General features: G+C 64.1%; 27 protein-coding genes. 15 read left to right on the plus strand and 12 right to left on the minus strand.

Annotated features, from left to right (window positions below):
- Positions 1–35 precede the first annotated feature (35 nt).
- Both rho and hemJ read right to left on the minus strand, forming a co-directional pair.
- Entirely contained in the window at positions 36–1,301 is a 1,266-nt protein-coding gene (gene rho, locus ACVMIH_RS27530; protein WP_021078151.1) for a transcription termination factor Rho, read from the minus strand.
- A 252-nt stretch (positions 1,302–1,553) separates the two neighbouring features.
- Positions 1,554–1,976 (minus strand): protoporphyrinogen oxidase HemJ, encoded by a 423-nt coding sequence (gene hemJ / locus ACVMIH_RS27535; RefSeq protein ID WP_057020433.1) that lies wholly within the window; start codon positions 1,974–1,976, stop codon positions 1,554–1,556.
- A 473-nt stretch (positions 1,977–2,449) separates the two neighbouring features.
- On the opposite strand from hemJ, the gene ACVMIH_RS27540 reads away from it, so the two are divergent.
- Genes ACVMIH_RS27540 through dnaQ form a run of 4 tightly spaced genes read left to right on the plus strand, consistent with a single transcriptional unit; the run spans position 2,450 to position 5,290 of the window.
- Positions 2,450–3,286 carry a pyruvate, water dikinase regulatory protein gene (locus ACVMIH_RS27540; RefSeq protein ID WP_016841463.1) on the plus strand — a complete coding sequence of 279 codons (837 nt, stop codon included), beginning with the start codon at positions 2,450–2,452 and terminating at the stop codon, positions 3,284–3,286.
- Positions 3,287–3,296: 10 nt separating this feature from the next.
- Positions 3,297–3,905, plus strand: a complete 609-nt coding sequence (locus ACVMIH_RS27545) for a Maf family protein (RefSeq protein WP_456854114.1) — start codon at positions 3,297–3,299, stop codon at positions 3,903–3,905.
- A gap of 29 nt (positions 3,906–3,934) precedes the next feature.
- Complete coding sequence (gene coaE, locus ACVMIH_RS27550) at positions 3,935–4,534, plus strand: dephospho-CoA kinase (protein ID WP_057020333.1); 600 nt, start codon at positions 3,935–3,937, stop codon at positions 4,532–4,534.
- A gap of 30 nt (positions 4,535–4,564) precedes the next feature.
- On the plus strand, positions 4,565–5,290 hold the full coding sequence (dnaQ, locus tag ACVMIH_RS27555; RefSeq protein WP_168856141.1) for a DNA polymerase III subunit epsilon: 726 nt from the start codon (positions 4,565–4,567) through the stop codon (positions 5,288–5,290).
- A gap of 149 nt (positions 5,291–5,439) precedes the next feature.
- Here dnaQ and secB read toward each other — a convergent pair whose 3' ends face one another.
- On the minus strand, positions 5,440–5,928 hold the full coding sequence (gene secB, locus ACVMIH_RS27560; RefSeq protein ID WP_057020335.1) for a protein-export chaperone SecB: 489 nt from the start codon (positions 5,926–5,928) through the stop codon (positions 5,440–5,442).
- A 412-nt stretch (positions 5,929–6,340) separates the two neighbouring features.
- Here secB and ACVMIH_RS27565 point away from each other — a divergent pair, with 412 nt between their 5' ends.
- The 3 genes from ACVMIH_RS27565 to ACVMIH_RS27575 are packed head-to-tail and all read left to right on the plus strand — an operon-like array spanning position 6,341 to position 9,229.
- Complete coding sequence (locus ACVMIH_RS27565) at positions 6,341–7,045, plus strand: Tim44/TimA family putative adaptor protein (RefSeq protein ID WP_057020336.1); 705 nt, start codon at positions 6,341–6,343, stop codon at positions 7,043–7,045.
- On the plus strand, positions 7,023–8,639 hold the full coding sequence (mltA, locus tag ACVMIH_RS27570; protein ID WP_233285960.1) for a murein transglycosylase A: 1,617 nt from the start codon (positions 7,023–7,025) through the stop codon (positions 8,637–8,639). Before ACVMIH_RS27565 ends, mltA begins: the two co-directional genes overlap by 23 nt.
- Entirely contained in the window at positions 8,636–9,229 is a 594-nt protein-coding gene (locus ACVMIH_RS27575; protein ID WP_168856142.1) for a Smr/MutS family protein, read from the plus strand. The genes mltA and ACVMIH_RS27575 overlap by 4 nt, the downstream gene beginning before the upstream one ends.
- A gap of 2 nt (positions 9,230–9,231) precedes the next feature.
- On the opposite strand, the gene ACVMIH_RS27580 is transcribed toward ACVMIH_RS27575, so the two are convergent.
- From ACVMIH_RS27580 to hslV, 5 genes are all read right to left on the minus strand, one after another.
- Positions 9,232–10,356: a hypothetical protein gene (locus tag ACVMIH_RS27580; protein ID WP_456864108.1), complete on the minus strand. Its 1,125-nt coding sequence runs from the start codon at positions 10,354–10,356 to the stop codon at positions 9,232–9,234.
- Positions 10,357–10,517: 161 nt separating this feature from the next.
- Positions 10,518–11,822, minus strand: a complete 1,305-nt coding sequence (hslU, locus tag ACVMIH_RS27585; RefSeq protein WP_016841472.1) for an ATP-dependent protease ATPase subunit HslU — start codon at positions 11,820–11,822, stop codon at positions 10,518–10,520.
- Positions 11,823–11,883: 61 nt separating this feature from the next.
- Positions 11,884–12,480 carry a DUF2585 domain-containing protein gene (locus ACVMIH_RS27590; RefSeq protein WP_316398492.1) on the minus strand — a complete coding sequence of 199 codons (597 nt, stop codon included), beginning with the start codon at positions 12,478–12,480 and terminating at the stop codon, positions 11,884–11,886.
- A complete protein-coding gene (locus ACVMIH_RS27595) occupies positions 12,477–12,962 on the minus strand; it encodes a GNAT family N-acetyltransferase (RefSeq protein WP_076833690.1) in 486 nt (161 codons plus the stop codon). Before ACVMIH_RS27595 ends, ACVMIH_RS27590 begins: the two co-directional genes overlap by 4 nt.
- A gap of 2 nt (positions 12,963–12,964) precedes the next feature.
- Positions 12,965–13,522 carry an ATP-dependent protease subunit HslV gene (gene hslV, locus ACVMIH_RS27600; protein WP_024583062.1) on the minus strand — a complete coding sequence of 186 codons (558 nt, stop codon included), beginning with the start codon at positions 13,520–13,522 and terminating at the stop codon, positions 12,965–12,967.
- Positions 13,523–13,766: 244 nt separating this feature from the next.
- On the opposite strand from hslV, the gene hisB reads away from it, so the two are divergent.
- The 7 genes from hisB to coaA all read left to right on the plus strand — a co-directional run bounded on the left by hisB (position 13,767) and on the right by coaA (position 18,602).
- Positions 13,767–14,360, plus strand: a complete 594-nt coding sequence (gene hisB, locus ACVMIH_RS27605) for an imidazoleglycerol-phosphate dehydratase HisB (protein ID WP_456864112.1) — start codon at positions 13,767–13,769, stop codon at positions 14,358–14,360.
- Between the two features lie 86 nt (positions 14,361–14,446).
- Entirely contained in the window at positions 14,447–14,977 is a 531-nt protein-coding gene (locus ACVMIH_RS27610; RefSeq protein WP_456864116.1) for a DUF2628 domain-containing protein, read from the plus strand.
- On the plus strand, positions 14,974–15,624 hold the full coding sequence (hisH, locus tag ACVMIH_RS27615; RefSeq protein WP_057020345.1) for an imidazole glycerol phosphate synthase subunit HisH: 651 nt from the start codon (positions 14,974–14,976) through the stop codon (positions 15,622–15,624). Before ACVMIH_RS27610 ends, hisH begins: the two co-directional genes overlap by 4 nt.
- On the plus strand, positions 15,621–16,349 hold the full coding sequence (hisA, locus tag ACVMIH_RS27620; protein ID WP_057020434.1) for a 1-(5-phosphoribosyl)-5-[(5-phosphoribosylamino)methylideneamino]imidazole-4-carboxamide isomerase: 729 nt from the start codon (positions 15,621–15,623) through the stop codon (positions 16,347–16,349). Before hisH ends, hisA begins: the two co-directional genes overlap by 4 nt.
- Positions 16,350–16,358: 9 nt before the next feature.
- The gene (gene hisF / locus ACVMIH_RS27625; RefSeq protein ID WP_038382736.1) at positions 16,359–17,135 is read left to right on the plus strand and encodes an imidazole glycerol phosphate synthase subunit HisF; all 777 of its coding nucleotides are present in this window, start codon (positions 16,359–16,361) and stop codon (positions 17,133–17,135) included.
- A 151-nt stretch (positions 17,136–17,286) separates the two neighbouring features.
- The gene (locus ACVMIH_RS27630) at positions 17,287–17,610 is read left to right on the plus strand and encodes a phosphoribosyl-ATP diphosphatase (RefSeq protein ID WP_028341982.1); all 324 of its coding nucleotides are present in this window, start codon (positions 17,287–17,289) and stop codon (positions 17,608–17,610) included.
- Positions 17,611–17,645: 35 nt separating this feature from the next.
- A complete protein-coding gene (coaA, locus tag ACVMIH_RS27635) occupies positions 17,646–18,602 on the plus strand; it encodes a type I pantothenate kinase (protein ID WP_026192056.1) in 957 nt (318 codons plus the stop codon).
- 172 nt (positions 18,603–18,774) lie between these two features.
- On the opposite strand, the gene ACVMIH_RS27640 is transcribed toward coaA, so the two are convergent.
- The 3 genes from ACVMIH_RS27640 to ACVMIH_RS27650 all read right to left on the minus strand — a co-directional run bounded on the left by ACVMIH_RS27640 (position 18,775) and on the right by ACVMIH_RS27650 (position 23,307).
- Entirely contained in the window at positions 18,775–21,024 is a 2,250-nt protein-coding gene (locus ACVMIH_RS27640; RefSeq protein ID WP_456864118.1) for a response regulator, read from the minus strand.
- A gap of 103 nt (positions 21,025–21,127) precedes the next feature.
- Positions 21,128–21,649: a hypothetical protein gene (locus ACVMIH_RS27645; RefSeq protein ID WP_456864120.1), complete on the minus strand. Its 522-nt coding sequence runs from the start codon at positions 21,647–21,649 to the stop codon at positions 21,128–21,130.
- A 119-nt stretch (positions 21,650–21,768) separates the two neighbouring features.
- Positions 21,769–23,307: a YifB family Mg chelatase-like AAA ATPase gene (locus ACVMIH_RS27650; protein ID WP_141339863.1), complete on the minus strand. Its 1,539-nt coding sequence runs from the start codon at positions 23,305–23,307 to the stop codon at positions 21,769–21,771.
- A gap of 139 nt (positions 23,308–23,446) precedes the next feature.
- Here ACVMIH_RS27650 and ACVMIH_RS27655 point away from each other — a divergent pair, with 139 nt between their 5' ends.
- A complete protein-coding gene (locus ACVMIH_RS27655; RefSeq protein WP_156436526.1) occupies positions 23,447–24,274 on the plus strand; it encodes a hypothetical protein in 828 nt (275 codons plus the stop codon).
- Between the two features lie 72 nt (positions 24,275–24,346).
- Here the strand turns inward: ACVMIH_RS27655 and ACVMIH_RS27660 are convergent, their stop codons facing one another.
- The gene (locus ACVMIH_RS27660; RefSeq protein WP_456783097.1) at positions 24,347–25,318 is read right to left on the minus strand and encodes an MBL fold metallo-hydrolase; all 972 of its coding nucleotides are present in this window, start codon (positions 25,316–25,318) and stop codon (positions 24,347–24,349) included.
- Positions 25,319–25,336 lie beyond the last annotated feature (18 nt).

The raw sequence follows: 25,336 nt of genomic DNA on the forward strand, positions 1-25,336 counted from the left end.
TTTGTGCGGAGCGCCTGTTCTTTTCGGCCGTGGCCTCAGGTGTTCATGGAATCGAAGAATTCCGAGTTGCTCTTCGTATTGCGGAGCTTGTCGAGCAGGAAGTCGATGGCGTCCATGGTGCCCATCGGATTGAGGATGCGGCGCAGGACGTACATCTTCTTCAGCACCTGCGGATCAGTGATCAGCTCCTCCTTGCGGGTGCCGGAACGGGCAATATCGATCGCCGGGAAGGTCCGCTTGTCCGAAACCTTGCGGTCGAGGATCAGTTCGGAGTTACCGGTGCCCTTGAACTCTTCGAAGATGACTTCGTCCATGCGGCTGCCGGTATCGACCAGCGCGGTCGCGATGATGGTCAGCGAACCGCCCTCCTCGATGTTGCGCGCGGCACCGAAGAAGCGCTTCGGCCGCTGCAGCGCGTTGGCGTCGACACCGCCGGTCAGCACCTTGCCGGATGACGGCACGACGGTGTTGTAGGCGCGGCCGAGGCGCGTGATCGAATCGAGCAGGATCACGACGTCGCGGCCGTGCTCGACGAGGCGCTTGGCCTTCTCGATCACCATCTCGGCGACCTGGACGTGACGTACCGCAGGCTCGTCGAAGGTCGACGACACCACCTCGCCCTTCACCGAGCGCTGCATGTCCGTGACTTCTTCCGGACGCTCGTCGATCAGCAGCACAATCAGATAGCAGTCGGGATGATTGGCGGTGATGGAGTGCGCGATGTTCTGCATCAGCACCGTTTTGCCGGTGCGCGGCGGCGCCACGATCAGCGCGCGCTGGCCCTTGCCGATCGGCGCGACGATATCGATCACGCGGGCGGAAAGGTCCTTCTTGGTGGAATCCTCGAGCTCCATGCGGAAACGCTGATTGGGAAACAGCGGCGTGAGGTTGTCGAAATTGACCTTGTGCTTCGACTTTTCCGGATCTTCGAAATTGAGCGTGTTGACTTTCAGCAGCGCGAAATAGCGTTCGCCTTCCTTCGGGCTGCGAATATGGCCTTCGATCGTGTCGCCGGTGCGCAGGCCGAAACGGCGGATCTGCGACGGCGAAACGTAGATGTCGTCGGGACCGGGCAGGTAGTTCGCGTCGGGCGAACGAAGGAAGCCGAAGCCGTCGGACAGCACCTCGACAACGCCCTCACCGATAATGTCGGTCTCGGCGATCGCGAGCTGCTTGAGAATTGCGAACATCAGCTCCTGCTTGCGCATGGTGCTGGCATTCTCGACCCCATTCTCTTCCGCAAACGAGACGAGCTCGGCCGGCGTTTTCGATTTGAGGTCCTGGAGTTTGATTTCCCGCATTGGGGTCGTCCTGTGAGGAAGTAGGTAGGGAAGGGGTGCGAGGTGGCTCTGGAAAAAGCGGACGCCAAAGGAAGGTCCGCAGGTCTCAGCCAGGAAAGTGCCGTTTGGGCTTTCAAACCTGATGCGGCGCCGGTCCGAAAAGAACCGGAACGCGACCACATCCGCCTGCGTGGGGTGGGATAAATCCTATATAGAAAATCGATTCGTCCTTCGCAAGAAGGACTGAAGCATGCGTCTTGACCATCGTGATGTCTAGAACGGCTTCACCACCACCATGATCACGATCAGGATCATCAGAACCGTCGGCACCTCATTGATAATACGATAGAATTTCTGGGTTCGTTGATTCCGGTCGGCGGCGAAATCCTTCACGCAGCGGGACAAAAAGCCGTGGATACCCGACATGGCGAGCACCAGCGCAAATTTGACGTGAAACCAGCCGGATAGGTACCAGTGTCCGGCCCAGACCAGGAAAAGCCCGGCCAGCCAGGTCACGATCATCGCGGGGTTGATGATCCCCTTCAAAAGCCGCCGCTCCATGATCTTGAAGGTCTCGGACTGCCTGGAGCCGACCTCGGCCTCGCAATGATAGACGAACAGCCGCGGCAGATAGAGCATGCCGGCCATCCACGAGATCACGGCGACGATGTGCAGGGCCTTGACCCAGGCATAGATCGGCAGGGCGTTGATCCAGTCGAACATCGCAGTGATGCCTTTCGGGGAACAGTTCGGGAGGGCTCAGCGCTGCGCGCAAGGCTTCGCCGGCGAGGGACGGATACATATCCGCACACACGGCTCTCCTAAACCTAATTAATTTTAGAATCTAAGGTTTGAGTCTTAATGGCAGTGAATTTGACTCATGCAATCCGGTCCAGCGGTTGCTGCGCGCTTGTTCACATCCCTCAACATTCCGGTCGGCGGCGGCGGATATCCGGAATCTGTCGCAGGACTCAATTGGTTGTGCGCCTCTATGGCCAGCTTATGAAGAGACAAATCCACACTGCTTCACTATCATCTCCGCCATGACGTCGACTTATCCTTTTGCGACGTGCTGTGAAGAAGGGGGCGAGATATACAGGGGCCTGGCCATGGACCCGGATTCTTCTCCTCGACCTCCACAGGGATTCACAGGATAGACAGGGGCTCTGGTGCCGACGACTTCCAATTATTTCCACCTGCATCTGGTGTCGGACTCGACCGGCGAGACGCTGATCACCGTGGCGCGCGCGGTCGCCGCGCAATACGCCAATGTGACCGCGGTCGAGCATGTCTATCCCCTGGTGCGCAGCCAGAAGCAGCTCGATCGCGTGCTCGACGAGATCGAGGAATCGCCCGGCATCGTCCTGTTCACGCTGCTGGAGAAGGATCTGGTCGGCCGGCTCGAGGGCAAGTGCAAGGAGATCAACGTTCCGAGCCTGTCGATCATCGGGCCTGTGATGCAGTTGTTCGAGGCGTATCTGGGTGCCGCGACGACCGGGCGCGTCGGCGCGCAGCACGTGCTGAACGCGGAATATTTCCGCCGCATCGATGCGCTGAACTACACGATGATGCATGACGATGGTCAGCATGTCGAAGGCCTCGAGGAGGCCGATGTCGTGCTGGTCGGGGTATCCCGCACCTCGAAGACACCGACCTCGATCTATCTCGCCAACCGCGGCATCCGAACGGCGAATGTGCCGCTGGTGCCGGGCATCCCGCTGCCGCACCAGCTCGAGACCCTGAAGAAGCCGCTGGTGGTCAGCCTGCATGCGACGCCCGAGCGCCTGATCCAGGTCCGGCAGAACCGCCTGCTCACGATGGGCGACCGCGACAATGACACCTACATCGACAAGCAGTCGGTAGCCGACGAGGTCGCCTTTGCCCGGCGCCTCAGCGCGAAATTCAACTGGGCGCTGCTCGACGTCACACGGCGTTCGATCGAGGAGACCGCGGCCGCGGTGATGAAACTCTTCAACGACCGCCAGCGCGCGCGGCCGTCGGAATGATTCCCACGTCATGAGCATCTGGCGCGGCCCACAGAAGCTGATCCTCGCGTCGCAGAGCCGCGCGCGAAAGATGCTGCTTGAAAATGCCGGCCTCGATTTCGAGGCGCTGCCGGCCGACATCGATGAACGCGCGGTGCAGAAGAATTCCGGCCTTTCGGCCCCGGGCGAGATCGCATCGCTCCTGGCGCGCGAGAAGGCGTTGTTCGTCTCCAGGCAGAGGCCCGGTCAATATGTCGTCGGCGCCGACCAGACGCTGGCGCTGGGGCAGCGCATGTTCAGCAAGCCCGCCGGCCGCGCGCAGGCTGCCGAGCAGCTCGGCCTGCTCGCCGGACGGACCCATGAGCTGCATTCCGCCGTCTCGGTCGCATGCGATGGAAAGGTCCTGTTCAGCGATGTGGGTGTGGCCCGCATGACGATGCGGCGGCTCGCCGCCGACGAGATCGAGAGCTATCTCGACCATGCCGGGGAGGCGGTGATGACCAGCGTCGGCGCCTACCAGCTCGAGGGCCTCGGCGTGCATCTGTTCGAGCGGATCGAAGGTGACCATTTCACCATCCTCGGCCTGCCGCTATTGTCGCTGCTTGCGTTCCTGCGTGCTGAGAAACTGCTTGCGGTGTGAGGCGTGGCGACGGGAGAGATGCTGAACCGATGTTGATAGTTGGACTGACCGGCTCGATCGGGATGGGGAAATCCACCACGGCCAAACTGTTCATGGAGGCCGGCGTGCCGGTCTATGACGCCGATGCGGCCGTGCATCAGCTCTACGAAGGCGAAGCCGCGCCGGCGATCGAGGCCGCCTTTCCCGGCACCACCGCCGGCGGCAAGGTCGATCGCGCGAAACTGTCAGCGCGCGTGGTGCACGATCCTGCTGCGATGAAGCAGCTCGAGCAGATCGTGCATCCGATGCTCGGCGCGTCGCGCCAGAAATTCTTCGCCGATGCGGAAGCCGCCGGTAACCCGATCGTCGTTGTCGACGTGCCGCTATTGTTCGAAACCGGCGGCGAGAAGCGTGTCGATGCCGTCGTTGTCGTCACCACCTCGCCGGAACTGCAGCGCGAGCGGGTGCTGGCCCGCGGCACGATGGATGCGGCCAAGCTCGACGCCATCATCGCCAAGCAGATGCCGGACGCCGAGAAGCGCAAACGCGCGGATTTCATAGTGGATACCTCGCACGGCCTAGATCCGGTGCGGGCGCGTATCCGCGACATTCTGGCCGAGGTTGTTAAGATGCCGAAGCGGCGCGCCTGATTCGCCTGCCTTTTCGGATTCCATCACGTCATGCGCGAAATCGTTCTCGATACCGAAACCACTGGCCTCGATCCGCTGCGCGGCGACCGGCTGGTTGAGATCGGCTGCGTCGAGATTTTCAACCGCATGCCGACCGGACAGACCTACCACGTCTACATCAATCCCGAGCGCGACATGCCGGCGGAAGCTTTCGCCGTGCACGGGCTGTCGACCGAGTTCCTGGCCTCCAAGCCGCTGTTCACTGAAGTGGTCGACGAGTTCCTGGCCTTCATCGGCGATACGCCGCTGGTGATCCACAACGCGTCGTTCGACATCAGCTTCATCAACGCCGAGCTCGACCGCATCAAGCGGAAGGCGATCCCGAAGGACCAGCTGGTCGATACGCTGTTGCTGGCACGGCGCAAGCATCCCGGCGTGTCGAACCGGCTCGACGATCTCTGTTCGCGCTATCAGATCGACAATTCCCGCCGCACCAAGCACGGCGCCTTGCTCGACGCCGAGCTGTTGGCCGAGGTCTATATCGACCTGATCGGCGCGCGGCAGTCGCAGCTGATCCTGGCATCGGAAACGTCGGATGCGCGTGTGGGCGGCCATAGTGGTGACATGCCGCGGCGGCAGCGCGAAACCCCGCTACTCGCGCGGGTCAGTGACGCCGATCGAGAGGCCCACAGGGCCTTCATTGCCACGCTCGGCGACAAGCCGATCTGGAACGATTACCTGCCGCCGCCAGCGCCTGCTGCGGCACCGGCGGCCTAATCAAGATTGCTCTGTATCCCCGTCATCCTGAGGAGCCGCGAAGCGGCGTCTCGAAGGATGAACGGCCCGGCTGGTGGCCCGTCGATCCTTCGAGACGCGCTTCGCGGCTCCTCAGGATGACGGGGGTAAGGTCATTGAACTTTGCAGGATCAGCTCGGCTTGACGCCGGGAGCGGCTTGGCCGGCCGCCTGCCGCTCCATGTTCTGGCGGTAAAGACCGAGGAAATCGACGGGGTCGAGCAACAAGGGCGGGAAGCCGCCGTCGCGGACCGCGGTCGCGACGATCTCGCGTGCGAACGGGAACAGCAGCCGCGGGCACTCGATCATCACCAGCGGGTGCAGGTTCTCCTTCGGCACATTCACGATCCGGAAGACGCCGGCATAGGCGAGGTCGAAGCTGAACATCACCTTGCCTGCGGTCTCGGCCTTGCCCTCGATCGAGAGGATCACCTCGTACTCGTTCTCCGACAGGTTGTTGGCGGAGACGTTGATCTGGATGTTGATCGCCGGCTGCTGTTGCTGCTGGCCGAGCGAAGCCGGCGCATTCGGGTTCTCGAACGACAGGTCCTTGGTGTACTGCGCCAGTACGTTGAGCTGGGGAGCGGGTTGTTCGACGGGGGCGCCGTTGCCATTGGTCATGAAAATGTCTCCTGGAGCAGCGCTCGATGGACAGAATGTCCGACGGCACGCGTTAAGGTGTTGAGAATGCCGATGCCGGGCGAGTGGCTATCATAGGCCCGGCTCGGTCCACAAGGACGACGAAAGGGCGGGCGGGCGGCAAATTCTCCCGGCAAAGGGCAGCGCGCGCGAGCCTGTCCAATCTCTTAACAGCTTCCTAAATTATTGAAGATGCGCGATTTCCTGAAAAGGAACGGTTTCCCCCGGGGGTCAAAACGCGCTACACTTGCCCGTGCCAAAAAGCGCCATTGGCCGGGCATAGTTTCGTGCCTACATCTTCGGACTCTATCGGTGATGTGATCTCTGCTGTTCCCGACCGGGAACGCTTTGACGGCCGGCCCGTTGCCGGCAGAGACCAGAAAGCGAATTCGACGTGGATATTTACACCATCATCTTCCTGGCGCTGGCCGTGTTTATCTTCCTGCGCCTGCGCAGCGTTCTCGGACAGCGCACGGGAAGCGAGCGGCCGCCTTATGATCGCGCCGCGCCCAACGTCGTGCAGCGCGGTCAGGACAACAACGTCGTTCCGATCCCGGGATCGGTAATCGACCAGCCGGCCTCGGCGGCGCCCGCCGAGCCGGTCGAGCCCACGGAACGCTGGAAGGGCATCGCCGAGCCCGGCACGGCGCTGGCGCAGGGTCTCGACGCGGTGGCCGTCCAGGATTCCTCGTTCGATCCGCGGCATTTCCTCTCAGGTGCCCGCTCGGCCTATGAAATGATCGTGCTGGCCTTCGCCAATGGCGATCGCCGCGCGCTGCGCGACCTGCTGTCGACCGAGGTCTATGAAAGCTTCGAGGCCGCAATCAAGGATCGCGAGAAGCACGAGCAGAAGACCGAGACGCGGTTCGTCTCGATCGACAAGGCCGAGATCGTCAGCGCGGAGACGCGCGACCGCTCGACCCAGCTTACCGTCCGCTTCGTGTCGCAGATGATCTCGGTCACGCGCGATAAGGCCGGCACCATCGTCGACGGCAGCCCGGACAAGGTCGCCGACATCACCGATATCTGGACATTCGCCCGCGACTCGACTTCCCGCGATCCGAATTGGAAGCTGGTTGGCACTGGAAGCGCTCACTAAGCATCTCAGCTACGGGCGGCTCGCGGTCGCGTGCTGCGCGCTCGCGGTGCTGTGCTCCACCGCAGCGATCGCCGCGCGCTACAGATCAAGCCGGCACCCTCCGCCGCGACACGAGCATAGCCACCCGATCCCCTATCCCAATCTGGAAATGCCGCTGCAGGTCAGCGGCAGCCAGTACGAGCCGCTCGCCTGGTCCAACGTCGCCGGCTGGAGCGCCGACGATCATCTCGCGGCCTACAAGGCGTTTCGCACCAGCTGCAAGCCGATCGCGGCCCAGCAGGGTGCGCCTGCAGATTCGAAAGCGCTCGGGAGCTCGCTGCGCGATCCCTGCCGGATCGCCAAGGGACTCGCGCTGAGCGACGGCGTCAAGGCGAAGGACTTCTTCGAGCAGAATTTCGTGCCGTTGCGTATCTCGCGGCTCGGCGAGGACGCCGGCTTCGTCACCGGTTACTACGAGCCGGTGCTCGATGGATCGCGGACCCAGACCGACGTCTACAACGTGCCGGTCTATCGCCGTCCGTCCAACCTGTTCGTGCGCGGCAAGACGCAGAATTCGGTCGGGCTGCCCAATGGCGGCGCGGTGTATCGCAAGATCGGCCGCCGCAAGCTCGTGCCCTATTACGACCGCGGCCAGATCGAGGACGGCGCGATCGCCGGCCGCGGGCTCGAGATCTGCTGGCTGAAGAGCCAGACCGATCTCCTGTTCGCGCAGATCCAGGGCTCGGCGCGGATCAAGCTCGAGGACGGCATCACGCTGCGCATCAATTACGACGCGCATAATGGTTATCCCTATACGCCGGTCGGACGCGTCCTGATCGACCGCGGCATCATCCCGAAGGATCAGATGTCGATGCAGAAGATCAGGGAGTGGATGGAGCAGAACCCCGACGGCGCCAAGGACCTGCGCCGGCAAAACCGCTCCTTCGTCTTCTTCCGCGAGGTTCCGCTGTCCGACAAGGACGAGGCCGTCGGCGCGCAGGGCGTGCCGCTGACGCCGGGCCGCTCGATCGCGGTCGACAAGGCGCTGCATGTCTACGGCACGCCGTTCTTCATCGCCGGCGAGCTGCCGATCGAATCCGAGCAGTCGAAGACGCCGTTCCACCGGCTGATGATCGCGCAGGACACTGGCTCTGCGATCGTCGGCCCGGCGCGCGCCGATCTTTATTTCGGCGCCGGCGCGGAAGCTGGAAAGGTCTCGGGCCGCCTGCGGCACAACATGCAGTTCGTCATGCTGGTGCCGAGGGGTCTCGACCCTGTCGCGCGCGGCCACAAGCTGCCTCTCCCGGATGAGCGGCCCTCGGCCAAGATCGCAAAGCTGTTTCCGCAGACCGAGCCGCCGAAGGACAAGCCGGCGGCGAAGGCTGCGGATGTGCCGACCGCCGGCATCGCCAGAAGCGCGGTGAAAGACTCAGGCAATAGCGCCGCCAGGAACCCGGCCGCGAAGGATGTCGCGCCCGCAACGCCGGCAGCAACGACCCCTGTCGCGCAGGCCGCACCTGTGGCAGAACCGGTGCCGCTGCCGGTCGCCCGGCCCGATATTCCGCAACCGGAGAAGCGGCGCTTCCGGCGCTATCGCCATTACCGCGATCAATGAAACGACCCGCGCCGATCCCCGATCTGTCCGCGCCGTCGCGGCGCAAGCGCGCGCTGAGCGAAGAGGAGCGCGCGCTCTGGGAGAGCGTGGCAAAGCAGGTCAAGCCACTGCGCAAGCGGCCGGTCGCCGCGAAGGCCCCCGCCGCCGCCTCTGACCCGGCCACCCATCACGCGATTGCCAAACCCATCCCGGTCAAGCCGGCGACAGCGGTCAAGGCTGCGCCGGCGCAACGCCCGCACGCGCCGCCGCTGGCGCCGATCGGCCGTCGCGAACGTGCAAAGCTCTCGCGCGGCCGGCAGGAGATCGATGCGCGGCTCGATCTGCACGGCATGACCCAGCTGCGCGCGCATCGCGTGCTGTTCACCTTCCTGCAGCGCGCGCACAGCGACGGGCTCACTTTCGTGCTCGTCATCACCGGCAAGGGCAAGGTCGGTGGTCTCGATTCCGAACGCGGCGTGCTGCGCCGCCAGGTCCCGGAATGGCTCAGCCTGCCGGAATTCCGCTCGCTGGTTGTCGGCTTCGAGGAAGCGCATATCGGCCATGGCGGCGAGGGCGCGCTTTACGTGCGTGTCCGGCGCGCGCGAGCCTAAAGCTAAAACGGGCGGACGATCCCGACGCGCGGGATCAGCGTTACGATCCAGCCTGATATCGTCGTCTTGCGGTCGTCCGACGGGATCGCCGGCACGTCCTTCGACGCCGGCAGCATCCTGGTGGCATGCAGCATCAGGAACATGCAGACCGCCCAGTTCGAGATCCAGCGCGAATAGTCGAACACGGTCACGAACATCACGAAATAGCCGGCGCTGATCACAACGAGCGCTCCGAGCACGATCCGGCGATGCAGTTCACTCGCGAGCGCGCCAATCAGTCGCGCGAAATAGCGCCACAGCGGCGTGTGCAGCCAGATCAGCAGCGCAAACACCGGAACGCCCAGGATGTTCGAGGGCATGCGCGCCCAGGTGTCGGCGAACTCCTTCGACAGCGGCTGGTACCAGATGTAGGCGAACTGAAGCAGGTCAGTGCGTGACGGATCGGCCATCCGGCTCTGCAGATGACGGATGAATTCGTCGTAGGGCACGTCGACCGTGCCAGCGAATTGCGCGATCAGGAACAGGATGCCGATCCCTGCGAGCGCTGCGATGCCGAAGACGGCGTTCCGCGGCGTCACGCCCTGCACCAGATAAAAGCGCAGCACCACGATCGCCGTGATGGTCGGGACATACATCAAGACGAAGATGTGATGGACCAGGATCAGCAGGATCGAGAACAGCGCGGCAATCAGCACATACGCCACTGAGCGCGCCGGGATCAGCAGCAGCACGATCGTCAGCGCACAGCCATAGATGTCGAAATGGCCGAGCGTGTGCATGAAGTTCTTCAGGAAGAACGGCGAGCCCGCGATGAAGACGAACAACGGCCAATGCGCGTCGTTGAAGCCGAATGTGCGGCGGAACAGTTTGATGAACAGCCCCAGCGTCACCAGCCAGATCGCGCCGGCCAGCGCGAACACCAGCCATACGGGCACCTTGTCGGTGAACAGCGACACGATCGCCCCGACCAGCGCGCGCTTGGTGAAGCCGTAGTGATAGTCGACCAGCAGATGGATGTAGGGAACGAAGGGCGGCAGCGCGATCTTGTGCAGGAACACGCCGACCAGCACCGCCGCATTGACGGCCAGCATCAGGCGCCAGGGGTTTTGCCACACCCGCAGATTCATCGATCGCCCACTCTTGTCGTCCCGGGCAAGCGAAGCGCGACCCGGGACCCATAACAACCGAAGGCAGTTCTAAGGGGAATGTCGGCCCGAGTCTTGGTCACTTCGAGCTGCGGGGTTGTGGGTCCCGGCTTTCGCAGGGACGACGATCTTAGCGGGGGCGCCTACAAAATAAACCGGCTCAGGTCGGCGTTCTTGGCGAGGTCGCCGACATGCTTGGTGACGTAGTCGGCGTCGACCTGGATGGTCTCACCGTGGCGATCGGGCGCGGTGAAGGAGATCTCGTCCAGCACCCGCTCCATCACGGTCTGTAGCCGCCTTGCGCCGATATTCTCGACCGTGGAATTCACCGCCACGGCGACATCGGCCAGCGCGTCGATGGCATTGTCGGTGATGTCGAGCGTGACGCCTTCGGTCTTCATCAGCGCGACATATTGCTTGATCAGCGACGCCTCCGGCTCGGTCAGGATCCGGCGCATGTCGTCGCGGGTCAGTGCCTGCAGCTCGACGCGGATCGGCAGGCGGCCCTGCAGCTCCGGCAAAAGGTCCGACGGCTTGGCGATATGGAACGCACCCGAGGCGATGAACAGGATGTGGTCGGTCTTGACGGCGCCGTGCTTGGTCGAGACCGTGGTGCCCTCGATCAGCGGCAGCAGGTCGCGCTGCACGCCCTCGCGGGAGACGTCGCCGCCGGCGCGGTTCTCGCGCACGCAGATCTTGTCGATCTCGTCGAGGAACACGATGCCGTTGTTCTCGACCGCGTTGATCGCCTCCTGCACCAGCTGATCGGTGTCGAGCAGCTTGTCGGATTCCTCGTTGACGAGGATTTCGTGCGAGCCCTCCACCGTCAGGCGGCGGGTCTTGCTGCGTCCGCCCATCTTGCCGAAGATGTCGCCGAGCGAGATCGCGCCCATCTGGGCGCCGGGCATGCCGGGGATTTCGAACATCGGCATGCCGCTGCCGCCCGACTGCGTCTCGATCTCGATTTCCTTGTCGTTGAGCTCGCCGGCGCGCAGCTTCTTGCGGAACGACTCGCGCGTCGCCGGGCTCGATCCCGGGCCGACCAGCGCGTCCAGCACGCGTTCCTCGGCGGCAAGCTGGGCGCGGGCCTGAACGTCCTTGCGCTTGCGCTCGCGGGTCTGTGCGATCGCGACCTCGACGAGGTCGCGGACGATCTGCTCGACGTCGCGGCCGACATAGCCGACCTCGGTGAACTTGGTGGCCTCGACCTTGAGGAACGGCGCGCCGGCGAGCTTGGCCAGCCGCCGCGCGATCTCGGTCTTGCCGACGCCGGTCGGCCCGATCATCAGGATGTTCTTGGGCAGAACCTCCTCGCGCAGGGAACCGGCGAGCTGCAGCCGCCGCCAGCGGTTGCGCAGCGCGATCGAGACGGCGCGCTTGGCGTCGGTCTGGCCGACGATGAAGCGGTCGAGTTCAGAAACGATTTCACGGGGAGAGAAGTGAGTCATTGGCTCTAGCTAGGTTGGAATCGCGGTCTCGGCAAGCGGCAGTCCTCCAAGGCATCGTCCCCTAAAGAATCGGCGGCCCGGCCTGCCACTGCCTGATCGCCTCGAACGGGTGGATCAGCATGATGATGTTCAGTGTCAGATTGTCGCGAATGTGAAGCAGCAGCACGGTTTCGAACAACACGCCGAGCGCGACGGTCGCCGCGATCGGCAGCTTGCGCGCCAGCAGGAAGCCGACAACCATCGCAAGGGTGTCCGACACCGAATTGACGATGGTGTCGCCGTAATAGTCCAGCGAGATCGTGCCGGCGCGGTAGCGCTCGATGATCCAGTTGGAGTTTTCGACGAGCTCCCAGCTGCCTTCGATCAGCATCGCGACAATCAGCCGCCCGGGCCAGGCGAGGCGCGGCAACAGGAGGAAGGTCAGACCGTAGAACAGCAGGCCATGCAGCACATGCGACAGCGTGTACCAATCGGCGACGTGCTGCGAGTTCTCCGAGCTCTGAACCGAGCCATGCCAGAGCTTGACGTAGCCGCAGGCACAGATCGGAAGACGGCCCATCGCATAAAGCAGCGCTGCTTGCAGCACGAGCAGCGCTGCCGCGATCGCCAGCCAATGCCGCGCTGAAACGCCGGTGATGGGCTTGTGCGCGATCGTCATGCGTCGCGCGCCATCAGCAGCGCCGGCCCGTCCGGCGTGTCGACCATACCCATCTTTCGAAAACCCGCCTTCTCATAGGCGCGGATCGCGCGCGCATTGGCCGGATCGGGATCGGTGACGATGCGTGGCGCGCCCTGCGCCAGCCGGTCATCGACAAAGGCGCGGATCAGCGCCGAGCCGTGGCCACCTGCCATCATGTCGGGCTCGCCGATGAAGAGGTCGACCCCGCGCGTGCCCTCAGGCTGGACCCCGAAGCCGGAATTCCACGCCGTCAGGTCGTAGCACTGGATGTAGCCCAAATCGGACGCATCGGTTGCGACGATGAACTGGTCCATGGCCGGCTCATCGAGGTCGCCGCTGACCAGCGCATATTGCTCGGCGGGATCGCCCCACCATTCCCGGACATGCGGCAATGCCAGCCACTGCTTGACCAGCGGCAGGTCGGCCGGCGTCATCGGGCGGAAATGATAGGGGCTGGCCATGCTCAGCCGCCGATCGTCTCGATCGTCACGTTCCGGTTGGTGTAGACGCAGATATCAGCGGCGATATCCAGGGCGCGGCGGACGATGGTCTCGGCGTCCTTGTCGGTATCGACCAGCGCGCGGGCCGCGGCGAGGGCGTAATTGCCGCCGGAACCGATCGCCATGACCCCGGATTCGGGCTCCAGCACGTCGCCGGTGCCGGTCAGCACCAGGGAAACGTCCTTGTCGGCCACGATCATCATGGCCTCCAGCCGGCGCAGGTAGCGGTCGGTCCGCCAGTCCTTGGCGAGCTCGACGGCCGCCCGGGTCAGCTGCCCCGGATATTGCTCCAGCTTGCTTTCCAGCCGCTCGAACAGGGTGAAGGCGTCGGCGGTGGCGCCGGCAAAGCCGCCGATCACGTCGCCCTTGCCGATCCGGCGGACCTTCTTGGCATTGGCCTTGATCACGGTCTGGCCGATCGAGACCTGCCCGTCGCCGCCGATCACCACCTTGCCGCCCTTGCGGACCGTGCAGATCGTGGTGCCATGCCAGACCGGCAGCTCATTTTGGGATGCTTGCATAGGTTACCTCTCTTCCGGGCAGATTTAGGCGGTCGGGCAGGGGGTTACAATCGGGACGAAATCGGCGTGTTTTCAGGCGAGGGGGCCACCGGTTTGCGTGACGAAACGCGTCAGAACCAGATCGACAACGATTTCCGGTCACCATGGCCGGAAGTTGGGGCGTTTCGAGGTCATCCCGCAGTAGCGAAGGTGACATCAGCCTGTTAAAAGACCGGCGTTTTCGGCACGGGAAAGCTCAATTTTCATGCGCACCGCAACCATCAAGCGCAAGACCAAGGAGACCGACATCGAGGTGACGGTCAACCTCGACGGAGCAGGCGTATCCACGGTTTCGACCGGGATCGGCTTCTTCGACCATATGCTCGACCTCCTGGCCCGGCATTCGCGCATCGACATCACGGTGAAGGCGGATGGCGATCTCCATGTCGATTACCACCACACCACCGAAGACGTCGGGATCGCGCTCGGACAGGCCGTGAAGCAGGCGCTCGGCAACATGGCCGGCATCACCCGCTATGCCTCGATCCACATGCCGATGGACGAGACGCTCTCGCGCGTCGTGATCGACATTTCCGGCCGCCCGGTGCTGGTGTTCAAGGCCGAATTCCCGCGCGACAAGATCGGCGAGTTCGACACCGAGCTGGTGCGCGAGTGGTTCAACGCCTTCGCGATTAACGCCGGCGTGACTCTGCACGTCGAGACCCTATATGGCGAGAACAGCCATCATATCGCCGAATCCTGTTTCAAGGGTCTGGCGAGGGCGCTGCGGACGGCAATTGCGATCGATCCGCGTGCCCAGGGCGAAGTGCCCTCGACCAAGGGTCAGCTCGGCGGCTGATCTCTGGAGCATGATCCGGGAGAGTGGATGCCGGTTTTCCGAAAGATCGTGCTTTAACTAAGAGTCCATCCTCGGCGGAGCGTTCGATGCCGGTCTATACAGTGCATGCCCCCGTGGCCAACGGCGCCGATCTCGCGGCGACCGACAAGTTCGTCTTCGTGCGAGACGGCTTCCATTTCTGGGCCGCGGTTGCAGGCGTGATCTGGCTGGCCTGGCATCGGCTCTGGCTGGCGCTGATCGGCTGGTTCGTTCTTACTTTCGTGATCGATTACGCGCTGGCCAAGCTTGGCGTCGGCCGTAGCGCGATCTTCTTCGTCGACCTGGTGCTGATGGTGTTGCTCGGCCTCGAGGCCGCGACCCTGCAGCGCTGGACGCTGTCGCGGCGCAGGTGGCGCCAGATCGACATCGTCGTGGGCGACGATGCGGAGGCCGCCGAGCGCCGCTTCTTCGCGCGCTGGACCGCGCAGCATCGCGGCGCCGTCCACGATCAGCGCTCGGTCGATCGCGGCGCGCCGCCGCCGACCCGCGACGTTCCGGGTCAGTCATTCTCAAAACCCCCGTCGATGCCGCAAGGCGGCATCATCGGATTGTTTCCAGAGCCAGGAGGAACGCGATGACCGTTGCAATCATCGATTACGGCTCCGGCAATCTGCATTCGGCGGCCAAGGCCTTTGAGCGCGCCGCGCGCAGCATGGAGGATCCGCAAGCCATCAAGGTGACGCGCGATCCCGATGCGGTGTATCGCGCCGATCGCATCGTGCTGCCCGGCGTCGGCGCGTTCGCCGATTGCCGCCGCGGCGTCGACGCGGTCGACGGCATGCTGGAGGCGCTGACCGAGGCGGTGCGGGTCAAGGCGCGGCCGTTCTTCGGTATCTGCGTCGGCATGCAGCTGATGGCGACGCGCGGCAAGGAGCACGTGATCACCGAGGGCTTCAACTGGATCGGCGGCGATGTCGAGAAGATCGAGCCGCGCGACGAGAGCCTGAAGGTCCCGCATATGGGCTGGAATACGCTCGACATGGTGCGCGAGCATCCGGTGCTGGAGCGGCTGCCGCTCGGGCCGAAAGGACGTCACGCCTATTTCGTGCACTCCTATCACCTCAACGCCACCAATGAGGCGGACGTGCTCGCGCGCGCCGACTATGGCGGGCCGGTGACCGCGATCGTCGGCAAGGACACCGCGATCGGCACCCAGTTTCACCCCGAGAAGAGCCAGCGCTTCGGCCTCGCTTTGATCGCCAATTTCTTGAAGTGGAAGCCGTGATTCTCTTTCCAGCGATTGATCTGAAGAACGGCCAGTGCGTGCGCCTGGAGCAGGGCGACATGGCGCGCGCCACCGTGTTCAATCTCGATCCGGCGGCGCAGGCGGCGAGCTTCGCCGCGCAGGGCTTCGAATATCTCCACGTCGTCGATCTCGACGGTGCCTTCGCCGGCAAGCCGATGAATGCGCATGCGGTGGAGGCGATGCTGAAGGCCGTCACCATGCCGGTGCAGCTCGGCGGCGGCATCCGCGACCTCAAGACCATCGAGGCCTGGCTCGACAAGGGCATCACGCGCGTCATCATCGGCACCGCCGCGGTGCGCGATCCTGAGCTGGTGAAGGGCGCGGCGAAGACATTCCCCGGCCGTGTCGCCGTGGGCCTCGATGCGCGCGACGGCAAGGTCGCGGTCGAAGGCTGGTCCGAGACCTCGCATGTGACCGCGCTCGAGATCGCGCAGCGCTTCGAGGATGCCGGCGTCGCCGCGATCATCTTTACCGACATCGCCCGCGACGGCCTGCTCAAGGGCCTCAACCTCGACGCCACCATCGCGCTTGCCGACCGCATCTCGATTCCAGTGATCGCCTCCGGCGGCTTTGCCTCGATCGACGACGTCAAGGCGCTGCTGGAGCCGCGTGCGAAGAAGCTGGCCGGTGCGATCGTCGGCCGTGCGCTCTATGACGGACGGCTCGATCCGGCCGCTGCCCTTCAGCTGATCCGCGGCGCGTAGGAGGAGATCATGTTCAAGGTTCGCGTGATCCCGTGCCTCGACGTCAAGGACGGCCGCGTGGTCAAGGGCGTCAACTTCGTCGATCTGCGCGACGCCGGTGACCCGGTCGAGGCCGCGATCGCCTATGACGCCGCCGGCGCCGACGAGCTCACCTTCCTCGACATCACCGCCACCCATGAAAACCGCGGCATCATGCTGGACGTGGTGCGGCGGACCGCGGAAGCCTGCTTCATGCCGCTGACCGTGGGCGGCGGCGTCCGCACCGTCGACGACATCAAGACCCTGCTGCGGTCCGGCGCCGACAAGGTCTCGATCAATTCGGCGGCCGTCAGCCGGCGCGAATTCGTCAAGGAAGCGGCCGAGAAATACGGCGAGCAATGCATCGTGGTCGCGATCGACGCCAAGCGGGTCAAGCGCGCCGGCGGCTCGGACCGCTGGGAGATCTTCACCCATGGTGGACGGAATGCCACTGGGATCGACGCCATCGAATACGCCCAGGAGGTCGTCTCGCTCGGCGCCGGCGAAATCCTGCTGACCTCGATGGACCGGGACGGCACCAGGCAGGGCTTTGACCTGCCGCTGACCCGGGCGATCGCGGACAGTGTCCCCGTACCGGTCATCGCGTCCGGTGGTGTCGGCAATCTCGACCACCTGGTCGACGGCGTCCGCGAGGGTCACGCCACCGGCGTGCTGGCCGCGTCGATCTTCCACTTCGGGGAATTCACCATCCGCCAGGCCAAGGATCACATGGTGCGCGCCGGCCTGCCGATGCGGCTCGATCCCTAGCGTGAGCGTGGTCAGGAAAAGTGGAAACCGGTTTTTCCGTGAAGACCACGCTCAAACAGGGAGAGCTGGGACTCCTTGTCACAAAAATGCTAAGTCCCCACCTAAGGGATGGTACCCGTGCGGTGCCGCTGTGCATGCTTGAGTTGAGTTGATGTCGCGTTTCACGGTCCACGATCTGGCCGCCACCATCGACGCCCGCGCTGCAACGGGCGGTGAGGCGTCCTACACCCGCAAGCTGCTCGACAAGGGCGCGGAGCATTGCGCCAAGAAATTGGGCGAGGAAGCGGTCGAGACCGTGATCGCCGCGGTCGAGAATGACCGCGATCACCTCATCGCCGAAAGTGCCGATCTCGTGTTTCACCTGCTGGTTCTGTTGAAATCCCGCGGCGTGAAGCTGGAGGACGTCGAGGCCGCGCTGGAGAAGCGCACCTCGATGTCGGGACTGGAAGAGAAGGCGTCGCGCAAGCGCGACTAGCGCAAATGATCGAGCGCATCGAGAGGGGCAGCCTCATGGACATCCGGGCACCAGATCAACAGTACAACCCCTACCGCATCTTCACGCGCCAGCAATGGTCGCATCTGCGTGACGATACGCCGATGACGCTCGAGCCCGGCGAGTTCGATCGCCTGCGTTCGATGCACGATCGCCTCGATTTGCAGGAGGTCGAGGACATCTACCTGCCGCTGTCGCGGCTGCTTTCGATTTATGTCGACGCGACGCAGCGGCTGTATTACTCGCAGCGCCAGTTCCTCAACATCCGCGACCGCAAGATGCCCTACATCGTCGGTGTCGCCGGATCCGTCGCGGTCGGCAAGTCGACCACGGCTCGCGTGCTGCAGGCGCTGCTGGCGCGCTGGTCGCCGCGGCCGAAGGTCGATCTGATCACGACCGACGGTTTCCTGTTTCCGAACGCGGTGCTCGAGCGGCAGGGCATCATGCAGAAGAAGGGCTTTCCGGAAAGCTACGACCTGCCGACGCTGCTGTCGTTCCTCAGCGACATCAAGGCGGGGCGGCGCCGCGTGCGCGCGCCGGTCTATTCGCATCTGACCTACGACATCGTGCCGAACAAATGGGTCGAGATCGACCAGCCGGACATCCTGATCGTCGAGGGCGTCAACGTGCTGCAGACCGGGCGGCTGCCGCGCGACGGCAAGGCGGTGCCGTTCGTCTCCGACTTCTTCGACTTCTCGGTCTATATCGACGCCGACGAGGCCGTGCTGCGGGAGTGGTACATCAAGCGCTTCCTGGCGCTGCGCGACACCGCGTTCACCGATCCGAGGTCCTACTTCCACCGCTACGCGCCGCTGTCGGACGAGGAAGCAACGGCGACCGCGATCGCGATCTGGGAGCGCACCAACCTCGCCAATCTCGAGGACAACATCCTGCCGACCCGCCCGCGCGCGACGCTGATCCTGAAGAAGGGCGCCGACCACGTGGTGCAGTCGGTCGCGCTGCGCCGGCTGTAGCCGGCACCGCATTCCGGCGAACGCGCCACATCACAGCTGTCGTCCCCGCGAACGCGGGGACCCATAACCACAGGTACCTGTGATTTGCAGCGCTGTAGCCCCAGCGGGCGTAAAACTGGCTTCGGTGGTTATGGGTCCCTGCTTGCGCAGGACGACACTGAGGTTTTGGCTGCTACGCTGCGATGTGCCGCGCGGCGGCGAGGCCCGCGAGCGCTTCTTCCAGCTTCTCGCGGTCGAGCGGCTTGATCAGAAAGCCGTCCATGCCGGCTTCGAAGCAGGCATAGCGGTCCTCCACCAGCGTATTTGCCGTCAGTGCCAGGATCGGGGTCCGGCGGACGGATTGTGCCGCTTCATGGGTGCGGATCTGCTTGGTGGTCTCGATGCCGTTGAGGCGCGGCATCTGGATGTCCATCAGCACGAGATCATAGGGCGTGCCGGCTGAGGTCGCCGACAGCCAGGACTCCATCGCCTGCTCGCCATTGGTGGTGATGACCACGTTGTGGCCGAGCCGGGTGAGCAGCGAGCGCATCAACAGCGCGTTGATCTCATTGTCCTCGGCGACCAGGATCGAGAGCCCCTTGTCCGGCAGCGCGGACGCAAGCGCTGTGGGCGCGGACTCGGCGGCCGCCTCGATCGCGAGGCTCGGCGCAGCGACTTCCGGCGATGCGGTCAGGCGCGCGGCGAGCGACGACGCGCGCAATGGCTTCACCAGGTAACCGGTGAACATGGCTGACTCGGAAGCCGAAAGGTCCTGCCGCGTCGCCGGCGTGAACATCACGATGCGATGGGTTGCATGGAGGCGGGAGGCGTCGGCAAACGCCTCCATCGTCGGCGTGCCGAGCGTGTGGTCGATCAGCACCGCATGCCAGCTCCGCTCCGGCAGCAGCGCCTCGGCGACGTTGGCATCCGACACGATGCAGGTCTGTGCGCCCCAGCGCTGCAACCGCCGCGAGATCAGCGAGACCTCGATGCTGTGCGGCGCCACCAGCATGATCGACTGTCCCGTCAAGTCGGGCGCGGCGAAGCCGTTGGCCTCGCCGGTATCGGAGGCGACGAGCGGGATCGACACCTCGAAGGTCGAGCCTGCGCCCGGCGTGCTCGCAAGCGTGATGCGGCCGCCCATCCGCTTGATGATGCGATCGCTGATCGAGAGGCCGAGGCCGGTGCCGCCATAGCTGCGCGCGATCCGGTCGTCGGCCTGCTCGAACTCCCGGAAAATACGCTGCTGCGCTTCCGGCGCGATGCCGATGCCGGTGTCGCGGACCAGGAAGCTGATCTCGTTCGGCCAGATGCCGGGCTCGACGATCAGCGCCACGCCACCGGTCGCGGTGAACTTGATGGCGTTGCCGGCGAGATTGAGCAGCACCTGACGCAGCCGCGCGGCGTCGCCGGTCACCTGCATCGGCAGCCGTTCGTCGACATAGGCGGCGATCTCGATGCCCTTGGTCTGCGCACGCGGCGCCAGCAGCTCGGTGATGTCCTCGATCAGGCCGGACAGCGCGAACGCGCGGTGTTCGAGATCGATCTTGCCGGCCTCGATCTTGGAATAATCGAGCAGCTCCTCGATCAGCGCGAGCAGCGCGTCGCCGGATGTCTTGACCGCCTTGACGTAGGTCATCTGCTCCAACGTCAGCTGCGTATCCATCAGCAATCCGCTCATGCCGATGATGCCGTTCAGGGGAGTGCGGATCTCGTGGCTCGCCATCGCAAGGAAGCGCGACTTGGCGCGGTTGGCGGCGTCGGCCTGATCGCGCGCTTCGGCGAGCGCGCGCTCGCTCTCGGTGCGGTCGGTGACGTCGCGGCCGACGCTCTGCATCTCTGCAGGCGCGCCGGCATCGTTGCGCACGAGGCCTTCACGCCAGGCGATCCAGCGCGGTCCGAGCGGTCCCTCGATCTTCTGGTCGTAGACCCGCGTGCCGTTGGATTCGAGCGCGGTGTCGCCTTGTTCGAGCACCTTCAGCGTTGCGGTGCTGCCGATCAATTCGCTGCGGGGCCTCTGCGCCAGCTCGCAATAGGCATCGTTGGCATAGGTGATGAGCCCGTCGAGGTCGCGCAGCACGATCAAATCGTCCTGCGCCTCGAACAGGGTAGAGGCGCGCTGCTCGGCCTCCTGCAGTTCCCAGTTGCGGTCGGCCATCGCTTCATTGTGCATGGCGATGGTGCGCAGCCGCTTGCGCATCAGCCGCAGGCGGATGCCGAGCGTCACGATCCAGAGGCAGGCGAGCGCGAACAGGAAGCTGACCCCGATCGCGAATGCATTGGGATCGTAGCCGCTCTGTTGCGAGAGCGCGCCCGAAATGAACCCGAAGGCGCTGCCGAACGCGACGGAGAAGATCGTGAACGAGCGCACGATCGTCGCGAGCCAGGAATGGCGCCGGAGGAAGCGGCGAAGGCGCAACTTGATCCGGAAGAAACGCCCCATCAATGGTGACCCTGAGACAGCTTGATCTGGCGCTGACGATGCGTCGGCCAGCTTGCAAAGTGCTTGAAATTGGTGGCCATTTCGCGCTGCCCTCAGAACAAGGTTAGCGGGAGGTTAATTCCGCCATGACCCGGTTCGGGACGCGCGTGTCAGGTGCGGGCGATGCGGCTTCAAGTCGGCGGTGTCCGCCGCGGGCGCTGACGATCAAGGCCGCGGCATCCCGCACCGAGAACGTCTTCGATTGCACGAAGACACGGTAGTCGGACGGGCCAGCATCACGCGTCAGATAGATGACGGGGCCGGTTGCCGAGGCATCGCCGGAAATCCCGATCAGCTGCGCCGTCGCGCTGCTCTCGCAGGCGCCGGCCTCGGCGTCGTCGATGTCGTCGATCACGGTGAAGTCGGCGGCGTCGGCGCTGTCGGCGATCTGGACCCGGACGGTGGCCTGGCTGGGGTCGTCAGTGAAGCTGACGTGAAGCTGCGCCAGCCAGGGGATCGATGCGATCTGCATCGTGGCGCCGCCCACCTCGATGCAGGGCCGCGGGCCCGGCAGGAATTCGGCGCGGGCAAGGACCGCGGCCACGGCAAGGGGGACCACCGAGGTCAAAATCTTCAAACGCAACATGACACAACTCGCTCGACCCAAGCTTGCCGCCGATCGCGGTGCTTATGGTTTGCGGAGCGTAAATGAGAGTGGTTACTGTCACGTTGACGCGGCGGGCACCGGCCGGAAGCCGGCGGAGATCACGCCGCGCGGCGCAAATCGTCGGCCAATGCACGATAAGACAGCGCTTCGGCGAGATGTAGCCGGCCGATCGTCTCGGCGCCGTCGAGATCGGCAAGCGTGCGCGCCACCCGCAGCACGCGGTGATAGCCGCGCGCGGTGAGGTGCATGTTGTCGGCGGCCTCGCGCAGCAGCTTCTGCCCATGCGCGTCGGGTTGCGCGATGGTCTCGAGCAGCGAACTCGGCGCTTCCGCATTGGTGCGGACATGCGGCATGCCGGCAGCCGCATAGCGCGCGAGCTGGATGTCGCGCGCGGCCGCGACGCGGGCGGCAACCTCGGCCGATCCCTCCGCCGGCGGCGGCAGGATCAGATCGGCCGCGGTCACGGCGGGCACCTCGATCCGCAGGTCGATGCGATCCATCAGCGGGCCGGAGATCCGCATCTGGTAGTCGCCGGTGCAGCGGTCGAGCCGGCCGCGCTTGCAGGAATAGCCGGGTTCATAGGCATGGCCGCAACGGCACGGGTTCATGGCCGCGACCAGCATGAAGCGCGCCGGATAGGTGACGCGGTGGTTGGCCCTGCTCACCGAAACCTCGCCGTTCTCCAGCGGCTGACGCAGCGAATCCAGCACGCGCGGATCGAACTCCGGCAATTCGTCGAGGAACAGCACGCCCTGATGCGCCAGCGAGATCTCGCCCGGTTTGGCGCGCATGCCGCCGCCGGTCAGCGCGGCCATGCTGGCGGAATGATGCGGGCTGCGGAACGGGCGTCGCGCGGTCAGGGCGCCGTCGCGGATCTCGCCGGCAACCGAGGCGATCATCGAGACTTCGAGCAGCTCCGACGGCGACAGCGGCGGCAGGATCGAGGGCAGTCGCGCCGCCAGCATCGATTTGCCGGCGCCGGGCGAGCCGATCATCAGAAGATGATGACCGCCGGCGGCGGCGATCTCGAGCGCGCGTTTCGCGCTCTCCTGGCCCTTGATGTCGCGCAGGTCCAAAAGCGTTTCCTCGCGCTCATGCACCTTCGGCTGCGGCCGCGACAGCACCTGCGTGCCCTTGAAGTGGTTGGCGATCTGGATCAGCGAATCTGCCGCGATGATCTGGATGTCCGGACTGGCCCAGGCGGCTTCCGAGCCGCAGGCGGCCGGGCAGATCAATCCCTCGTCGCGCGAATTGGCGCCGATTGCCGCGGGCAGCACGCCCGCCACCGGCGCGAGCGAGCCGTCGAGCCCGAGCTCGCCGAGCACGGTGAAGCCGTTCAGCGCATCCGGCGGGATCGCGCCGATCGCCGCCATCAGGCCGAGCGCGATCGGCAGGTCGTAATGGCTGCCCTCCTTGGGCAGGTCGGCGGGTGCGAGGTTGACGGTGATGCGGCGGGCGGGAAGCGCGAGGCCGGAGGCGATCAGCGCCGAACGCACGCGTTCGCGGGCTTCCGACACCGCCTTGTCGGGCAGGCCGACGATCGCGAATGCGGGCAATCCCGGCGCAACCTGGACCTGCACGTCGACCGCGCGGGCCTCGATCCCCTCGAATGCGACGGTGGAAACGCGCTGAACCATGCTGCCCCTATCTTCCGCAATCGAGGGTAGTAGAAACTAGTGGAAAGCGCAAGAACATTACAAGAACAAACTTCGGCGGAGCTGTCCCGTACGATAAGGATGCGGCCAGTGAAGTCCCAAGAACTGAAATGAGGGCAATATGTCCCGTTATAGCCAACTGTACATTGATCAAGCGGGACCAACATCGGACAGCGCGCGTGCTCGCCGGCGCGTCGGAAAATTGATGGAGAGAGTCACCACCGATGAGACCACGCCAGAGCTACGGGATCTGTTAGAGCGTGAGTTGGGAATTAAGGTAAAGGCCACTTATAATATCGAATGGATTTCGTTCTGCGAGAAGTGTGACATTCGCGATTTCCTTGATTGCATCACGCTTGCCAACGCGTTCTTCGTAAAGAGAGGCCAATCAGCCGGAGCACGTATTTGGCAGCAGGAAGTTCGACGCATCTTTACCGAAGAACGTCTTGCGTATGAAATCGATGAAGGATGCGTTGTTCACCCGGCCGTAGACAAGGAATTCCAGCGGAACCGTCGATCTACGCTGGCGGGACTTCAGAATGCTCGATACTCGAACAGCTTGGCGGCGTTCGAACGAATATCTGATCAATTGGCTGAGCAGCCTCCCAACGGCAAAGACGCATGGCGAGCGATTTTTAGCGCAGTGGAGGGGCTCTTTCGTTTGATGTTTCCGTCCGCACCTCAGCTGAATGCGGGCGCTGCGGAAACTTACCTAAGCTCAATTATTCAGCAGACATATGTGAACGACGCAGTTGCAATGCGTGCTGCCAACAAACAGCTAGCATCGTTCAGGGACTGGATAGATTCTTCGCACAATTATCGCCATGAACAGGGCAGTGAGGAGCCGGTCCAACCGCCGATTGATCTTGCGGTTTTGGCCATAAGTAACGGTACCGCATTCTTGCGCTGGTTGATTTACCTGGATCAAGTCAACAGCGTTAAGTCCTAAACGTACTGGACGTAAGGTATTCTCGATCACATCCGTGAGGGCGACGTTTGTCCCCCTCACGGAGTGTTCAGATCACAGGTTCATCTGCATCGGCTCCGGATAGTAGTGGAAGCCTTCGCCGGCCTTGGCGACGTGGCCGTAGCCCGGCCAAGCGAAGTGATAGGACATCACGGCCGTCTTGTTCGCGGCCAGCATTTCCAGCAGCTTGACCCGCGACGCCGCCGCCTGCTTCGGATCGGTGTCGTAGGAGAACTCCATCCGCGGCCGCTCCAGCAGCAGCACCGCGTGATGCGAGAGGTCGCCGAGGAAGGCGAAGGATTTGCCGCCCGAGCTCACCATGAAGATGGTGTGGCCCACGGTGTGGCCTGGCGCCGCGATTGCCGTCACGCCGGGCAGGAATTCCTGGCCGTCCTTGAAGAACACGATGCGGTCGCGCACCGGCAGCAGGTTCTTGCGGGCGTGCACGATGAAATCCTTCAACGGGCTGCCCATCTTGCCTTCGTCGGTCCAGAACTCGAGATCGCTCTGCGCGATGTAATATTGCGCATTCGGGAACAACGGCTTGTCGTCGGCGCCGACGATGCCGCCGATATGATCGATATGCGCGTGCGACAGCACGACGGCGTCGATGTCCTCCGGCTTGATGCCGGCTTCCTGCATACTCTTCTGCTGCCGCCCGGTGGTCTTGCCGAACAGTTGCGACGTGCCCATGCCGGTGTCGAACAGGATCAGCTTGTCGCCGGTATTGACGATCGGCGAATTCTGCTCGAGCACGACATTGTCGGGCGAGAGGAAGTTGTCGGAGAGCATCTTCTTCACCTCCTCCTTCGGCACACCGGTGAAGGTGCCGGAGGGATCGCCGAGCGGAAGCGGCCCGTCGGATACGACGGTCACTTCGGCTTCGCCGAGCATGAAGCGGTGCCAATAGGGTGTCTGCGTGCCGAGCTTCGGCGCGCGTGCCTGTGCGGTGCCCCCGAGCAGGGTGCTGGCGCCGAGACCGGCACCGAGCGCGAGCAAGGATCGTCGTGAGACATTGAGCGTCATAACGTCTTCCTCCAGAAT

This window comes from Bradyrhizobium sp. USDA 4503 (assembly GCF_054055815.1).

Excerpts from the sequence above, each read along its gene's own strand:
- rho (WP_021078151.1), bottom strand. The coding sequence starts at position 1,301 with ATGCGGGAAATCAAACTCCAGGACCTCAAATCGAAAACGCCGGCCGAG.
- ACVMIH_RS27545 (WP_456854114.1), top strand. The coding sequence starts at position 3,297 with ATGAGCATCTGGCGCGGCCCACAGAAGCTGATCCTCGCGTCGCAGAGC.
- coaE (WP_057020333.1), top strand. The coding sequence starts at position 3,935 with ATGTTGATAGTTGGACTGACCGGCTCGATCGGGATGGGGAAATCCACC.
- dnaQ (WP_168856141.1), top strand. The coding sequence starts at position 4,565 with ATGCGCGAAATCGTTCTCGATACCGAAACCACTGGCCTCGATCCGCTG.
- secB (WP_057020335.1), bottom strand. The coding sequence starts at position 5,928 with ATGACCAATGGCAACGGCGCCCCCGTCGAACAACCCGCTCCCCAGCTC.
- ACVMIH_RS27575 (WP_168856142.1), top strand. The coding sequence starts at position 8,636 with ATGAAACGACCCGCGCCGATCCCCGATCTGTCCGCGCCGTCGCGGCGC.
- ACVMIH_RS27580 (WP_456864108.1), bottom strand. The coding sequence starts at position 10,356 with ATGAATCTGCGGGTGTGGCAAAACCCCTGGCGCCTGATGCTGGCCGTC.
- hslU (WP_016841472.1), bottom strand. The coding sequence starts at position 11,822 with ATGACTCACTTCTCTCCCCGTGAAATCGTTTCTGAACTCGACCGCTTC.
- ACVMIH_RS27590 (WP_316398492.1), bottom strand. The coding sequence starts at position 12,480 with ATGACGATCGCGCACAAGCCCATCACCGGCGTTTCAGCGCGGCATTGG.
- ACVMIH_RS27595 (WP_076833690.1), bottom strand. The coding sequence starts at position 12,962 with ATGGCCAGCCCCTATCATTTCCGCCCGATGACGCCGGCCGACCTGCCG.
- hslV (WP_024583062.1), bottom strand. The coding sequence starts at position 13,522 with ATGCAAGCATCCCAAAATGAGCTGCCGGTCTGGCATGGCACCACGATC.
- hisB (WP_456864112.1), top strand. The coding sequence starts at position 13,767 with ATGCGCACCGCAACCATCAAGCGCAAGACCAAGGAGACCGACATCGAG.
- ACVMIH_RS27610 (WP_456864116.1), top strand. The coding sequence starts at position 14,447 with ATGCCGGTCTATACAGTGCATGCCCCCGTGGCCAACGGCGCCGATCTC.
- hisH (WP_057020345.1), top strand. The coding sequence starts at position 14,974 with ATGACCGTTGCAATCATCGATTACGGCTCCGGCAATCTGCATTCGGCG.
- hisF (WP_038382736.1), top strand. The coding sequence starts at position 16,359 with ATGTTCAAGGTTCGCGTGATCCCGTGCCTCGACGTCAAGGACGGCCGC.
- ACVMIH_RS27630 (WP_028341982.1), top strand. The coding sequence starts at position 17,287 with ATGTCGCGTTTCACGGTCCACGATCTGGCCGCCACCATCGACGCCCGC.
- coaA (WP_026192056.1), top strand. The coding sequence starts at position 17,646 with ATGGACATCCGGGCACCAGATCAACAGTACAACCCCTACCGCATCTTC.
- ACVMIH_RS27640 (WP_456864118.1), bottom strand. The coding sequence starts at position 21,024 with ATGGGGCGTTTCTTCCGGATCAAGTTGCGCCTTCGCCGCTTCCTCCGG.
- ACVMIH_RS27645 (WP_456864120.1), bottom strand. The coding sequence starts at position 21,649 with ATGTTGCGTTTGAAGATTTTGACCTCGGTGGTCCCCCTTGCCGTGGCC.
- ACVMIH_RS27650 (WP_141339863.1), bottom strand. The coding sequence starts at position 23,307 with ATGGTTCAGCGCGTTTCCACCGTCGCATTCGAGGGGATCGAGGCCCGC.
- ACVMIH_RS27655 (WP_156436526.1), top strand. The coding sequence starts at position 23,447 with ATGTCCCGTTATAGCCAACTGTACATTGATCAAGCGGGACCAACATCG.
- ACVMIH_RS27660 (WP_456783097.1), bottom strand. The coding sequence starts at position 25,318 with ATGACGCTCAATGTCTCACGACGATCCTTGCTCGCGCTCGGTGCCGGT.